Origin of the sequence: Inquilinus ginsengisoli, from assembly GCF_050434925.1 — a bacterium.
GTDB classification, from domain to species: domain Bacteria; phylum Pseudomonadota; class Alphaproteobacteria; order DSM-16000; family Inquilinaceae; genus Inquilinus; species Inquilinus ginsengisoli_B.
The window spans coordinates 6,774,429-6,788,908 of the sequence record NZ_JBNDJK010000001.1 but is presented as its reverse complement, the minus strand read 5'-3'; the positions used below and the strand labels follow the sequence as shown (position 1 = coordinate 6,788,908).

Genomic DNA, 14,480 nt, shown 5'->3' with positions numbered 1-14,480 from the left:
CCAGACCGATCATAGTCTAGCAAAGCGGGGCCGATTTTCGTGCTTAATCCTTCTGCGGGTATAGTAGAGCACCAGTACCTTGAGTGATCGCGATGCTCTCCATGTCGTTTGTACGCGCCCACGTAAATGGCCATACGACCATTTCGGGTTCGAAGTTGCGCCCCAGGTTTTAATTCTCTCCACTCGTAGAACGATGAGCTCGTGAGCTCCCATAGCCCTATGATGCGTCGAGCCTCGATTCTCGGTCTTTCTGAGTGCTTACCGCGCTGCACCATGCTTCCCAAAGTGTCGAATTCATATACTCGGGGGCGACGTTCGATCGTCGCGGAGGTCAAAAAGTCTTCGCGCGGGTTCATTTCAATTGTGCAGACGTGTGTTGAGTTAGAAGAAAACTCCGATGGTTTATACATTCCCATGTATATAGCACGTTCATACTTGTTCGTTCGATATACTGTTCCAAATTTTTTAATATCGAATATTGGATTTTGGTTGTCATCGGAATTCATGCCCAAGTCCTCCCGCTGCGAAGAGGTGCGATGAATGTCGTATGTAATGCTCACTTCCCCATTGAGGAAGAGGTGGCACGTATCCTCATCGATCTTGGAAGAGGGATCGCTCAGCGTAATCACCGCAACCGAGCGACGAGTTGGGATGGTGCCGAGCTCCCTGTTCTCTCACCCCCCCGTCTGCGCCGACAGCAGCACCACCGCGCGCCCCTGCAGCGCATACGTTTCTCCCGCCGGCAGGTGCCCCCGCGGCGCCGCGTCCGGCTCGGCCGTGTCGACCAGGGCGGTCCAGACGGTGCCGTCCGGGACCTCCGGCAGCAGGAAGGGGACCGGCTCGTGGTGGGCGTTCAGCAGGAGCAGCAGCGTCGCCTCGGAGCCGCGGCGGCGGATGCCGGTGGGCTGGGCGCGGCCGTCGATCAGCATGCCCAGGCAGCGGGTCTGCGGATTGGCCCAGTCGTCATTGCTCATCTCCTGCCCGTCGGGGCGCAGCCAGGCCACGTCCTTGACGTCCAGCTCCTCATTGTAGAGGCCGGTCAGGAAGCGGCTGCGGCGCAGCACCGGGAAGCGCTGGCGCAGCGCGAGCAGCCGGCGGACGAACCGGGCCAGGGCGCGGCCGTCCTCGCCGGTCGTCTCCCAATCCACCCAGCCGATCTCGTTGTCCTGGCAATAGGCGTTGTTGTTGCCCTTCTGGGTGCGGCCGAACTCGTCGCCGCCGAGGATCATCGGCGTGCCCTGGGCCAGCAGCAGCGTGGCCAGCAGGTTGCGCTTCTGCCGCTCGCGCAAGGTCCGGATCTCCTGGTCGCCGGTCGGGCCTTCGGCGCCGTGGTTCCAGGACAGGTTGTCGGAATGGCCGTCGCGGTTGTCCTCGCCGTTGGCCTCGTTGTGCCGGTCGTTGTAGGAGACGAGGTCGTTCAGGGTGAAGCCGTCATGGGCGGTGACGAAGTTGACGCTGGCCCAGGGCCGGCGGCCGCGGCGGTTGAACAGGTCGCCCGAGGCGGCGAGGCGGGAGGCGAGGTCGGCCACCTGGCCCTCATCGCCCTTCCAGAAGCCGCGCACGGTGTTGCGGAAGCGGTCGTTCCACTCGGCCCAGCCGGGCGGGAAGCCGCCGACCTGGTAGCCGCCGGGGCCGAGGTCCCAGGGCTCGGCGATCAGCTTCACCCCGGCCAGCACCGGGTCCTGGCGGCAGGTGTCGAGGAAGCCGCCATTCTCGTCGAAGCCGTAGGGCTCGCGGCCGAGGATGGTGGCGAGGTCGAAGCGGAAGCCGTCCACCCCCATCTCGGTGACCCAGTAGCGCAGGCTGTCGGTCACCATCTGCAGCACCCGCTGGTGGCTGAGGTTCAGCGTGTTGCCGGTGCCGGTGTCGTTGATGTAGTAGCGCTCGTCCTCCGCCAGCCGGTAGTAGGAGGCGTTGTCGATGCCCTTGAGCGAGAGGGTGGGGCCGCGCTCATTGCCCTCGGCGGTGTGGTTGTAGACGACGTCGAGGATGACCTCGAGCCCGGCATCGTGCAGCCGCGCCACCATCTCCTTGAACTCGGTGGTCTCGCCGGTGGCGGAATAGGTCGGGTGCGGGGCGAAGAAGCCGATGGTGTTGTAGCCCCAGAAGTTGCTGAGGCCGCGTTCCAGCAGGTGCCGGTCCTGGACGAAGGCGTGCACCGGCATCAGCTCGACCGTGGTGACGCCGAGGTCGCGCAGATGCTCGACCACCGTGGGATGGCCGAGCCCGGCATAGGTGCCGCGTCGGCGCCGCGGCACCGAGGGGTGGCGCATGGTGTAGCCGCGGACATGCAGCTCGTAGATCACGCTGCGGTCCCAGGCCACGGCGGGCGGGCGCGAGCGGCCCCAGGTGAAGGCGGGGTCCACCACCCGGCATTTCGGCATGAAGGGCGCGCTGTCGCGGCTGTCGAAGGACAGGTCCTCCTCCGGCGCGCCGATGGTGTAGCCGAACAGGGCGTCGTCCCAGGTCAGCTCGCCCACCAGCCGCTTGGCATAGGGGTCGAGCAGCAGCTTGTTCGGGTTGAAGCGGTGGCCGGCGGCGGGCTCGTAGGGGCCGTGCACGCGATAGCCGTAGACCGTGCCGGGGCGGGCGTCGGGCAGGTAGCCGTGCCAGACCTCGTCGGTGTATTCCGGCAGCTCGACCCGGGCGAGCTCGCGCTTGCCCTCCTCGTCGAACAGGCACAGCTCGACCTTGGTGGCATTGGCCGAGAACAGGGCGAAGTTCACGCCCAGCCCGTCCCAGGTGGCGCCGAGCGGAAAGGGCTGGCCCTCCAGCACCCGCACCGACGCCGGTCGTACGCGCTTCATTCGCTCTTTCCCCTCCGGGCCGGCCGAGCCGGCCCCGTGTCTCTTGCGCCAGTCAGTTGCCTCGAACGACTGCGAGGCCTTCAGAAAGTCCATCCGCCTTCTCACTCTCCCCCTCCCCTTGCGGGAGGGGGTGGGGGGAGGGGTGTTCGGTGCCGTCAGGACTGGTGCTGGGCGAACACTCAATTCAGCAATCGTGCTGAATGTGCCACGTCCTATCCCAGTGTCGGCGGCCCCCTCCCCCTACCCCCTCCCGCGAGGGGAGGGGGAGGATAAAAGGGCGAGGGCCGATCCAGACCCAGCCGCCTACAGCGCCTCGCGCCAGCGGGCGCGCCATAGCCGGTAATCCATCCCGTATTCGCTCGCCGGGCTGGTCTCGTTGCCGAAGCGGTCGCGGAACGGGTTGAGCACGCGATGGCCGCGCCAGTCGAACACGTCGGTGGCCGCCGTGGGTCCCAACGCCTCGGCCAGCGCATCGTTCCGCAGGCCGCGCAGCAGGGCGAAGGCGTCGACCGGGCGCAGGCCCAGCCATTCGTCGAGATCGCTGGGGTGCAGGCACAGCCGGCGCCGCTTGCGCCAATGGCCGAGCACGTCCCAGACCACCGGCGCCGGCTCCTCCTCGTCCCCCGGCGGGCGGGCGACGGCGCGGATGTCGACCTGCCCGGCGAAGCAGCCGGTCAGCTCGGTCCGGTCCGGGGGGGAGGATGCGACCGACAGGCCCAGCCGCTCGAAATGCGCGCGCTGCGGCTCGTCGGGGGAGAGGGGGCGGGACAGGGGCGGCCCACCCTGCAGGGCGGGGTTCGAGATCAGGCGCAACACTCTATCGGCCATCGCGACCTCCAAGACGATGCAGGAACACCGGCAGCCGGCCGAAGACAGGGCCGAGATCGGCCCGGCTGCCCCCATTCCCCCGCTCTCCATCCCCCACAGAACGCCCATCCGGCAGCGTCAGTGCCGTGCCGTCGAAGCCGCTCAAACCCAGCGCTCCGTTCAGCTTGCCGGCCACCAGCCGCGGCACCGCGACGACCAGGTGCCGGCCGTCCAGCGACCGGCGCCAGGCCACGACATGGGCCGCCGCCGGGCCCTGCGCCGGCACCGGCGCGTAGTCGCCGCGGGCGAACAGCTCCGGGTCCTCACGGCGCAGGCGCAGCAGGCGCGCCGCCAGCCAGTGCTTGATCCGCGCGTCCGGCCAGGCGATGGCGAGCTCTTCCGGATCCGCCTCGGCGACCGGGTCGAGCTGCCCCGCCAGCCGGTCCCATTCGACCGGGCGGCGGTTGTCGGGGTCGACCAGCGACAGGTCCCATTCCTCGGTGCCCTGGTACAGGTCGGGCACGCCGGGCAGGGTCATCTGCATCGCCAGCTGGGCCAGGCCGTTGATCGCGCCGATCCGGGCGAGGCGCTCGGCGAAGGGCGCGATCGTGGCCGGGAACGGGCCGGAGGGGTCGAGCGCGGCGCGGATGAAGCGCTCCAGCCCGGCCTCATAGGCCTGGTCCGGGTCGGTCCAGCCGGTCTCGTCCTTGCCCTCGCGCGCCGCCTTCAACAGGTAGGCGACGATCCGGTCGGCATAATCCTTGTCTGGCCCGCCGGCGGGCCAGGTGCCGAGCACGGTCTGGTAGAACAGATGCTCGTGCCGGCGGCTCGGCACCGGGCGATCCTCGCTGCCGCCGCGCTGCGGTGCCAGCAGGGCCGACCAGGCGACCAGGCCGGACTGCCATTCGGGCGCCAGCTCGGTCAGCGCCGCCAGGCGGGCGCGGACATCGGCGCCGCGCTTGTGGTCATGGGTCGACAGCGACGACAGCGCATCCGGCGACAGCTGCCGGCGGCGGGCGAAGATCGCGTGGAAGTCGTCGGGCTCGATGCCGAACCGCTCCGGCCAGCCGCCGACCTCGTTCAGCGAGGCGAGGGGCAGGTGGCGGTAGAAGGCCGTGTCCTCCACCGCCTTGGCCGCGACGGCGCCGGTCAGCTGCTGGAAGCGCTGCAGGATCAGGGCGGCGTCGTCGCCCGAGGCGCCGCCGGAGACGAGCTTCGCGACGGCGTCGAGGGCCGGCCCGGGCACGGTCTCGCGGGCCCGGGCGATCGCGGCGTCGAGGCTGAAGGTGCCGCCATCACCGGGATAGTCGCGATAGGCCTGCAGATGCTCGATCACCGTGGCCAGCGCCTCGCGCAGGTCGGCGCGGGTCAGGTCGCGGGTGTCCCAGCCGGCATAGGCCAGCCGGTCGATGGGGTCGACCAGCGCCTCGAACGGCGCGGCCAGGTTGCCTTCGATCACCGCGCGGCGGCAGCGGCGGATGGTGTCGGCCATGCTGCCCTGGTCGCCGGTGAAGCCGGCATAGGCGGCGCGGATCGGGCCGGCCGCCGCCGGATCGACCTGAAGCGCATGGATCGCGTTGGCGACCTCGTAGCCGGTGGTGCCTTCGACCGGCCAGCCGGCGGGCAGGTCCTCGCCCTCGGCCAGGATCTTCTCGACCCAGATGGTGAAGGGTCCGGGGCGGACGGCGTCGACCGCCTGGCGCAGCCGGGCCAGATAGCCGGCCGGGTCGGCCAGCCCGTCGATATGGTCGATGCGCAGCCCCTGGACCTGGCCGGTGGCGACGGCGGCGAGGATGCGGCTGTGGGTGGCATCGAACACCGCCGGGTCCTCGACCCGCACCGCCACCAGATCGTCGATGTCGAAGAAGCGGCGGTAGTTGATCTCGGCCGCCGAGACCCGCCAATGGGCCAGGCGGTAATGCTGCCGCTCCAGGATCGCGTGCAGCGCGTCCGGCCCCAGGGTTTCGTCGATCGCCTCCACCGTGCCGGGGGCGACGGGGAGAGTGTGGCCGGGGATGGCGATGACCGGGCGGCCGGTTTCGGGATCGCGGCGCAGCTTGATGTCGCCGGCGCGCAGCGCCTCGCCATAGCGCTGGCCGAGGATCGGCAGCAGCAGCCGGCCGGGATGGGCCGGCGCGTTCCAGTCGATGTCGAACACGGCGGCATGCGGGCTGGCGCGGCCGTGCTCCAGCACGTCGCGCCACCAGGGGTTGTGCAGGCTCGCCGCCATGTGGTTCGGCACGATGTCGAGGATCAGGCCCAGGCCCTGGGAGCGCAGGGCCGCGGCGAAGCGCTCGAAGCCGGCCTCGCCGCCGCGCTCCGGGTCGATCCGGGTCGGGTCGATCACGTCATAGCCATGGCCCGAGCCGGGCCGGGCGGCCAGCAGCGGCGAGGCGTAGACATGGCTGATGCCGAGCCGGGCGAGATAGGGCAGGGCGGCGCGGGCGTCGTCCAGCGTGAAGCCGGCATGGATCTGCAGCCGGGCGGTGGCGCAGGGCGGGTGGGCGATCATGCCGCCGGCTCCAGCACCACGACGGTGCCCCAGCCTTCGATCCCGCCGGCGAGGACAGCGGCGAGGCCGGTGGTGCTCTCGAACAGGATCTCGCCGGCCGGCGCCTCCCAGGCGGGCCCCCGGCCCGGCGCCAGATGGGCGACGATGCGCAGCCAGCCGCCGCCCTGCAGCATCCAGGCGACGTCCAGCATGTGGTCGCGGCTGCGGTCGATGCCGGGACCGATCCGGCGCGGCGCCAGCAGCGGCATCACCCTCTGCCGCCGCAGGTCCAGCAGCCGGCGCACCAGATCAAGCCGGCGCGCGGCCTCATCGTCGTCGGGCTGCTGCAGCACCGCGGCCTCGAAGGTGGCGGGGTCGAGCGCGTCGGGCAGCGTCCCGGCCGCGTCGGTGAAGCCGGCGAAGGCGGCGAACTCCTCGCGCCGGCCGCGGCGCACCGCGTCGGCCAGCTCGCCCTCGAAGTCGCAGAAGAACGGGAAGGGCTGGCGGCTGCCCCATTCCTCGCCCATGAACAGCAGCGGGATCTGCGGCGCCAGCAGCAGCACCGCGGTCATCGCCTCGACCGCTACCGGCTCGGCCAGGGCGGTCAGCCGGTCGCCGAGGGCGCGGTTGCCGATCTGGTCGTGGTTCTGCAGGAAGTTGACGAAGGCGGTCGGCGGCAGATGGGCGCTGGGCTCGCCGCGCGTGGCCTTGCGATGCTCCGACCAGTCGCCCTGATAGATGAAGCCCTCGGCCAGCGCCCGGCCCAGCCGCGGCACCGGGGCGTCGGCGTAGTCGGCGTAATAGCCGTCATCCTCGCCGGTCAGCACGACATGGGCGGCGTGATGGGCATCGTCGTTCCACTGCGCGTTGTAGCGCCCTTGGGGGCCGGGCGTGCCGACGAGCCGCCGCGCCTCGTTGCTGTCGTTCTCCAGCACCAGGTGGATGTGCCGGTCGGGGAAGGCAGCGCGGGCGGCGTCGGCGATCTCGGTCAGGATGTCGGGGCGGCTGTCGTCCCGGATCGCGTGCACCGCGTCGAGGCGCAGCCCGTCGAAACGAAACTCCTCCAGCCAGTACAGCGCGTTGTGGCGGAAGAAGGCGCGCACCTGCGGCCGGCGGAAGTCGATCGCCGGGCCCCAGGGGGTCAGGCGGTCGGCATCGAAGAAGGATTGGGCGTAGAGCGGCAGAAAATTCCCGGCCGGGCCGAAATGGTTGTAGACGACGTCCAGCAGCACCATCAGCCCGCGCCGATGCGCGGCGTCGACCAGGCGCTTGAGGTCGTCCGGCGTGCCGTAGATCGACGCCGGGGCGAAGGGCAGCACCCCGTCATAGCCCCAGCCGCGCGATCCGGGGAAATCGGAGACCGGCATCAGCTCGATGGCGGTGACGCCGAGGCCGGCGAGGCGGTCCAGCTGCTGCTCCACCGCCGCGAAGCCGCCGGGCCGGCCGATGGCGCCGCAATGCAGCTCGTAGATCACCGCCTCGTGCCAGGGCCGGCCGCGCCAGCCCGTGGCCTGCCAGTCATAGGCCTGCGGGTCGCAGACGATGGAGTGACCGAAGGGGCCGCCCGCCTGCGCGCGCGACGCCGGGTCCGGCACCTCGGTGCCGTCGGCCAGGCGGTAGCGATAGGGCGTGCCGGCCGGCGCGCCGGTCACGGTGCAGCCGAACCAGCCGTCGTCGAGGCGTTCCAAGGGCAGGGGGGCGTTGTCCTGCCCGAGCAGCAGGGTCATGCCCTCGGCATCGGGCGCCCACAGGCGGAAGCGCGTGCTGCCGTCCGGGCGCAGCTCGGCGCCGAAGGGCATGGCATGGGCGGTGCGCTCCGTCTGCGCCGCCGGCACGGCGCGGGCGGCGGCAGGCGGGGCCCCGGCCTCCGGCCGCAGGACCGGAATCCGGTCAGCCCCGCTTCGTTGCGCCATCGGGGTCCAGCTCCTCCGCCCCTTCCGGAGCACTCCCGGTGCCCGTGCCTTCATCGGCCAGGATCTCGGCCTCGGCCTCGGCCCAATGCTGCTGCTGCCCGCCTTCGGGCCGGCCCAGCGCCTCCCAGATCTCATAGGCTCGCCGCCGGATCTGCTCGTCGCGATCGTCACTCATCCCACCACTCCTTCTTTAGTATTAGGGCCATTATGACCCTTTCCTTCGGACCTGCACTGCGATTCGCCCCAACAAATGTGAATGTTTTGTAAATTGAAATGATCTTTCTTCAGGATCGGATCCTGATATTCACGTGGAGATCGCGCACAATTTATTGTCTGGGCAAAAGAAATCGCTTTGCCATCTGCCGAAGTATTCCTTCCTGTCTACGGCGGGGCGCACCGGGACGGCTGCGTCCGCTTGGTCTCGGGAACTCGCCGGGCCGGTCGCGGCGGAAACGCGCCCACATCACGGCCTCGTCAGCGTCAATAGCGGCGGCGCGGTTCGGTTCCGGCCCGCTCGGCGATAATTTTCAAGCTGGGAAGATAGTCTTTTCAGAACCGGAATGATTGCCGCATGATCGCCTTCGCGATGCCCGCTTGACGGGAGGAGATGGGAATTGGTAACGTTCCCACACAACCTGCCCGAGAGGCAGGGCGATGTTTCATCCGGGAGATGCCCTTGAACGGCAAGCGCCAGCCCACGATCATCGATGTCGCCCGCCTGTCCGGCGTGTCGAAGACGACGGTGGCGCGGGTGCTGTCCGGCGTCGGCGCGGTCCATACCGACACCCGCCAGCGGGTGGAGGAGGCGGTCCGCCAGTCCGGCTACGAGCGCAACCACCTGGCCTTCGGCCTGCGCACCGGCCGCAGCCGCATGATGGGCCTGGTCATCCCCGACATCTCAAACCCGTTCTGGGCCGACCTCGCCCGCGGCGCCCAGGACCAGGCGGAGGCCGAGAAGCGGTCGCTGCTGATCTTCAGTTCGGACTGGGATGCGGAGCGGGAGCGCCGGCACCTGCAGGCGCTGCGCCAGGCCCGGGTCGACGGCATCATCCTCAATCCGGCGACCGACGACCGTGGCCTGCTGCGCCAGACCGAGGCGCCGGTGGTGGTGATCGGCTCCTCCGGCGAGCGCTTCCCGGAATTCTCCAGCGTGCGCAGCGACGTCGCCCAGGGCGTGCGCCTGGCGCTCGATTACCTGATTGCCGCCGGGCACCGCCATATCGGGCTGATCAACGGCCGCGACCGGCGCGTCGCCCGCACCCGCTTCGTCACCGAGGCGCAGGCGCATTGGCAGCGCCACGGCTTCGACCCCGCATCCCTGCCGATGGACGATGGCGACTACACCGCCGACTCCGGCCTGGCGGCGACGCGCCGGCTGATCGAGCGCGAGGGCCGGCGGATGACCGCGGTCTTCGCCGCCAACGATCTGATGGCGGTCGGCGCCATCCTGGCGGCCCGCACCGCCGGCCTGGCCTGCCCGCGCGACATCTCGATCATGGGCATGGACGGGGTCGAGGCCGGCGGCTTCACCGATCCCGGCCTGACCACGGTCGACAAGCCGCGCTACGACATGGGCGTCCACGCGATGCGCCTGCTGCAGGCCGGGATCGACGGTGGGGCCGAGATCGAGCACACGGTGCTGCCATGCCGGGTGGTCGAACGCGCCTCGGTCGCCGCACCGCCGCCGGCTTTGCGGACCGTCCGGAAGAAGAGCGCCTGACATGACCGGCCTCGACCACAGCCCCTCCGGCCTGACGCAGCCCCTGGTTGGGAACGTTCCCAAGGCCGCCCGCCAATCCGGCTTCCGCCGGGTCTGGCGCTGGCGCGGCTACTACCTGATGCTGCTGCCGGGCCTGCTGTACTTCGTGGTCTTCCACTACCTGCCGATCTGGCAGGCCAAGCTTGCCTTCCAGGACTATCGCATCATCGGCCCCAGCATCTGGGTCGGGCTGAAGCATTTCCGGGCGCTGTTCGAGAGCCCGGTGTTCTACCAGGTGCTGTGGAACACGGTGCTGATCAGCGCCATGAAGCTGGTCATCCTGTTCCCGGTGCCGGTGATCGTGGCCCTCTTGGTCAACGAGGTGCAGGGCAGCCGCTACCGCCGTTTCGTGCAGTCGGCGATCTACCTGCCGCATTTCCTGTCCTGGATCGTGATCGCCGGCGTGTTCATCGCCGTGCTGTCGCCGACCGACGGCACGGTCAACGACATCCTCGGCCTGTTCGGCTTCGCCCCGGTGCCGTTCATGACCTCGGAGGGCTCGATCCTCTGGGTCCTGGTCTTCTCCGAGATGTGGCGCAGCGCCGGCTGGGATTCGCTGCTGTTCCTCGCCGGCGTGATGGCGATCGATCCGCAGCTCTACGACGCCGCGACGATCGACGGTGCCGGCCGCTGGCGCAAGATCTGGCACGTCACCCTGCCGGCCCTGGTGCCGACCATGGCGACGGTGTTCATCCTCAATCTCGGCGCCTTCATGAGCGCCGGCTTCGACCAGGTGTTCAACTTCTCCAACGATGCGATCCGCGACCGGATCGACATTCTCGACACCTATGTCTACCGCATGGGCCTGGTCGGCGGCGAATACGCCTATGCCACCGCCGCCGGCGTGTTCAAGGCGGTGATCGGCATGGCCATGATCCTGGCCGCCCATTTCGTCGCCAAGCGCGTCACCGGCAAGGGGGTGTGGTGATGGCCGTGTCCCAGATCCGCAAGACGCCGTTCGAGCGCATCGAATACGCCATCATCTGCTCGACCCTGCTGCTGATGGTGGTGATCACGGTCCAGCCGATCCTGAACCTCCTGGCCGTGTCGCTGTCCGACAGCGCCGAGGTACCGGGGATGAGCGGCCTGGCGGTGCTGCCGCACGGCTTCTCGCTCGACGTCTGGCAGGTGCTGCTGACCCATCCGCAGGTGCTGCGCGGCCTGGCCAACAGCCTCTTGATCACCATCGCCGGCACGGTGATCAACGTCGTCGCCACCACGCTGATGGCCTGGGCCCTGTCGCGCCAGGGGCTGCCGGGGCGGCGGGCGATCCTGGTCTTCATCCTGGTCACCGTGGTGTTCGAGCCCGGGGTGGTGCCGGACTATCTGGTGATGAAGCAGCTCGGGCTGCTCAACTCCTACTGGTCGGTGATCCTCTATCGCGGCGTCTTCGCCTGGTACCTGATCGTGCTGATCCGCTTCTTCGAGGAGATCCCGAAGGAGCTGATGGAGGCGGCCGAGATCGAGGGCGCCTCGCCGCTGCAGACCCTGTGGTACGTGGTGGCACCGCTGGCGCTGCCGGCGATCGCCACCATCACCCTGTTCTACACGGTGTTGCACTGGAACGAGTATTTCCGGGCGATGATCTACCTGAACGATCCGAAGATGTGGCCGCTGCAGGTGGTGCTGCGCCAGTTCGTGGTCGAGGGCGACAAGTCGCTGATGGTCGGGCTGGACGCCATGAACAAGTACACCGGCGGCAGCCAGATCGACCTCAGGGCGCTGAAGGCCGGGATGATCATCCTGACCCTGATCCCCGTGCTGGCGATCTATCCGCTGATCCTGAAGTTCTTCACCAAGGGGACCATGAGCGGCGCCGTTAAAGGCTGATCCGCCATAACCCAATCAAAAAATCGAGGAGGAGACGCAATGAACAAGATGCTTCTGGGGCCGGCGTTGGCCCTGGTGTTCGCGGCGGCGCTGAGCATGTCGGCCCAGGCCGCCGACCCGGTGACCATCCGTGTCGTCAGCAAGGACTTCACCAAGTCGAACCCGGACGACGTCAAGCTGGTTGGTGCGATCGAGGCCGGGATGGCCGCCAAGGGCCATCCGATCAAGATCGATCTGGTCGACGTGCCGCCCGGCGGCTATGCCGACAAGCTGTCGCTGATGCTGCTGTCGGGCGACATCCCGGACCTGATCTATTTCCAGGGCGGCGACCAGAAGATCGTCGAGCAGGGGCTGTTGGAGGACTGGCGCCCCTGGCTGGACAAGGCGCCGAACCTGAAGCAGGCGCTGTGGGCGCACAACAAGCCGCGGCTCGAGAACTACCCCTATCTGATCTACCCGTTCCCGGTGCGCGCCAAGGTCGGGGTGATGCGCCAGGACTGGCTGGAGAAGACCGGCCTGCCGGCGCCGCAGACGCTGGAGGATTGGGAGGCGATGTTCCGCAAGATCGTTGACGGCGATCTCGACGGCAACGGCAAGAAGGACACCTACGGCATCACGGTGGCCACCATCCCGCCGGCCGGCGCCACCGACGAGCTGGACGAGATCTTCAACCAGGCCTTCGGCGTCAGCTCAACCTGGCTGAAGGACGCCTCCGGCCAGTGGATCCACTCCCGCGTCTCGCCGCAGGAGCGCGACAAGGTCGCCTATTACCGCAAGCTGTTCGCGGAAGGCCTGCTGGACCCCGACTTCATCACCACGAAGTGGGACACCCGCGAGGACAAGTTCTACTCCGGCCGGGTCGGGGTGATCCTCGGCGTGGTCGGCGTCAACATGGACATCTACCAGGGCAAGATGCGCCAGGTGCATCCGGGCACGACCCTGGTGCCGCTGGACCCGCCGAAGGGCCCGGGCGGGCAGGGGCTCCGCGCCGTCGACGTCAGCCGCGAGAGCCGCGGCTTCGCCATGTCCGCCATCTCCGAGCACAAGGAGGACGTGGTCGCCCTGCTGGACTTCATGGCCAGCCCCGAGGGCCAGCAGATCGACCGCATGGGCTTCGAGGGCGAGGAGTGGGTCAAGGACGGCGGGACCGTCAAGACCACCGACAAGATGGCGACCTGGTATCCGCGCTTCATCATCGACCAGCCGGATGCCTGGACGCCGCCGGTGCCGCTGCTGTCGGAGCAGGCCCAGAAGTCGATCGCGCTGGCGCAGAAATACTATGCGCCGGACAACGCCTTCGTCTTCCCCAGCGAGTACGCGGCCCGGCTGGACGCGGCGGAGAATGTCTATCGCAGCTATGTCTGGAAATTCATCTCCGGCGAGCTGCCGATCGACAAATGGGACGACTACGTCGCCGAGTGGAACGCCAAGGGCGGCGCCGAGATCACCGAATATGCGAGGACCAAGCTGAATGGAACCAACTGACGCCGGCGCCTCGCTGAAAGGCCGGGTCCGGGGCATGCTGCATGGCGTCGCGTTCGGCGACGCCATGGGCGCCACGATCGAGAAGCTGTCCGCGGCCGAGATCCGGCAGCGCTACGGCCGGGTCACCTCGCTGGACGTCGACTGGCACCGCAAGGACGCGCCGGAGGCGGCGCGCGGCGGCCGGATCCGCGGGCACGGCATCGTCACCGACGACACGCTGATGACGCTGTGCCTGATGGCGGTCTACCAGGAGGCCGGCCGCCATCTCGACGCCTGGGACATGGCCGGCGGCATGGTCCGCCAGATCGCCTGGACGCCGCGCTGGATCCCGGAGATGCAGCGCGAGACCATGCTGATCGAGCGGCTGTTCTACCCGGAGAAATGGATCTTCCAGCGCCACCAGCTGACCAGCTGCGACCCGCGCGAGGGCGGCATCGGCAACATGGTCAATTGCGGCGCCGCCATGTACATCGCCCCGGTCGGGGCGGTGAACGCCTGCGACCCGAAGGCGGCCTATGACGAAGCAGTCGATCTGGCCGCCGGCCACCAGCACAGCTACGGGCTGGAGGCGGCCGGGGTGATGGCCGCCTGCGTCGCCGCCGCCATGGTGCCCGGCACCACCGTTGAAACGGTGGTTGAGACCGCGATCGAGCTGGCCAAGGACGGCACCCGCGCCGCCATCGCCGACATCGCCGAGGCGGCGCTGCGGCTGAAGCCGCACCGCGCCGACCATGCCCGGGTGACGGCGGAGTTCCAGTCGGTCATCGGCCGCTATTCCAGCATGGGCGACAACGTCCATCGCCGGGTCGAGACGGCGGGCGTGCCGACGAACGACTACACCCCGTCGCGCCTGCGCGCGATCGAGGAACTGCCGCTGGCGCTGGGCTTCTGCCTGATCCATGACGGCGACTTCCGCGCGGCGGTGGTCGATGGCGTCAACTCCGGCCGCGACACCGATTCCATCGGCTGCATGGCCGGCGCCATCCTCGGCGCGATGCATGGCGAGGCGGTGATCGACCCGGCCGATCGCGACCTGCTGGACCGTGCCAACCGCTTCGACCTGGCGGCTGAGGCCGACCGCTTCCAGGATGTGGTCTCCGCCATCCTGGCCGCCGATCTCGACCGCACCTGCCGCCGCGATGCCCAGCGCCTGGCGCTGACCGCCGACGGATCCTTCGCCCGCACCTCTTCTCAAGTCCCCCCTCCCCTTGCGGGAGGGGGGCAGGGGGAGGGGTCTGCGCGCGTCCGCGCGCGAATGGGAAGTGCGTCGGACAGCTGAACCAACCCCCGCCGGCTCGACTGTCGACAACCCCCTCCCCCTACCCCCTCCCGCGAGGGGAGGGGGGACAAGGAAGAGCGGCACCGCTCTTTGCCATTGACCAGATCTC

General features: G+C 69.0%; 10 protein-coding genes. 5 read left to right on the top strand and 5 right to left on the bottom strand.

The genetic code is table 11. The annotated features are described in order from the left end of the window. Window positions 1-674: 674 nt before the first annotated feature. The 5 genes from glgX to QFZ27_RS31990 form a co-directional block, all read right to left on the bottom strand. Window positions 675-2,807 carry a glycogen debranching protein GlgX gene (glgX, locus tag QFZ27_RS32010; protein ID WP_429230503.1) on the bottom strand — a complete coding sequence of 711 codons (2,133 nt, stop codon included), beginning with the start codon at window positions 2,805-2,807 and terminating at the stop codon, window positions 675-677. 303 nt (window positions 2,808-3,110) lie between these two features. Continuing rightward, window positions 3,111-3,635, bottom strand: a complete 525-nt coding sequence (locus QFZ27_RS32005) for a hypothetical protein (RefSeq protein WP_429230502.1) — start codon at window positions 3,633-3,635, stop codon at window positions 3,111-3,113. Next, complete coding sequence (gene treY / locus QFZ27_RS32000) at window positions 3,625-6,126, bottom strand: malto-oligosyltrehalose synthase (RefSeq protein WP_429230501.1); 2,502 nt, start codon at window positions 6,124-6,126, stop codon at window positions 3,625-3,627. Before treY ends, QFZ27_RS32005 begins: the two co-directional genes overlap by 11 nt. Then, complete coding sequence (gene treZ, locus QFZ27_RS31995) at window positions 6,123-8,018, bottom strand: malto-oligosyltrehalose trehalohydrolase (RefSeq protein WP_429230500.1); 1,896 nt, start codon at window positions 8,016-8,018, stop codon at window positions 6,123-6,125. The genes treY and treZ overlap by 4 nt, the downstream gene beginning before the upstream one ends. Continuing rightward, window positions 7,996-8,193: a DUF2934 domain-containing protein gene (locus QFZ27_RS31990; protein ID WP_429230499.1), complete on the bottom strand. Its 198-nt coding sequence runs from the start codon at window positions 8,191-8,193 to the stop codon at window positions 7,996-7,998. The genes treZ and QFZ27_RS31990 overlap by 23 nt, the downstream gene beginning before the upstream one ends. A 501-nt stretch (window positions 8,194-8,694) precedes the next feature. On the opposite strand from QFZ27_RS31990, the gene QFZ27_RS31985 reads away from it, so the two are divergent. From QFZ27_RS31985 to QFZ27_RS31965, 5 genes are read left to right on the top strand one after another with little or no spacing between them, the layout of a single operon-like run. After that, entirely contained in the window at window positions 8,695-9,738 is a 1,044-nt protein-coding gene (locus tag QFZ27_RS31985) for a LacI family DNA-binding transcriptional regulator (RefSeq protein WP_429230498.1), read from the top strand. 1 nt (window position 9,739) lies between these two features. Beyond that, a complete protein-coding gene (locus QFZ27_RS31980; protein ID WP_429230497.1) occupies window positions 9,740-10,705 on the top strand; it encodes an ABC transporter permease in 966 nt (321 codons plus the stop codon). Beyond that, on the top strand, window positions 10,705-11,607 hold the full coding sequence (locus QFZ27_RS31975) for a carbohydrate ABC transporter permease (protein WP_429230496.1): 903 nt from the start codon (window positions 10,705-10,707) through the stop codon (window positions 11,605-11,607). Before QFZ27_RS31980 ends, QFZ27_RS31975 begins: the two co-directional genes overlap by 1 nt. Window positions 11,608-11,646: 39 nt before the next feature. After that, entirely contained in the window at window positions 11,647-13,092 is a 1,446-nt protein-coding gene (locus QFZ27_RS31970) for an extracellular solute-binding protein (protein WP_429230495.1), read from the top strand. Then, a complete protein-coding gene (locus QFZ27_RS31965) occupies window positions 13,079-14,371 on the top strand; it encodes an ADP-ribosylglycohydrolase family protein (protein ID WP_429230494.1) in 1,293 nt (430 codons plus the stop codon). Before QFZ27_RS31970 ends, QFZ27_RS31965 begins: the two co-directional genes overlap by 14 nt. Window positions 14,372-14,480 lie beyond the last annotated feature (109 nt).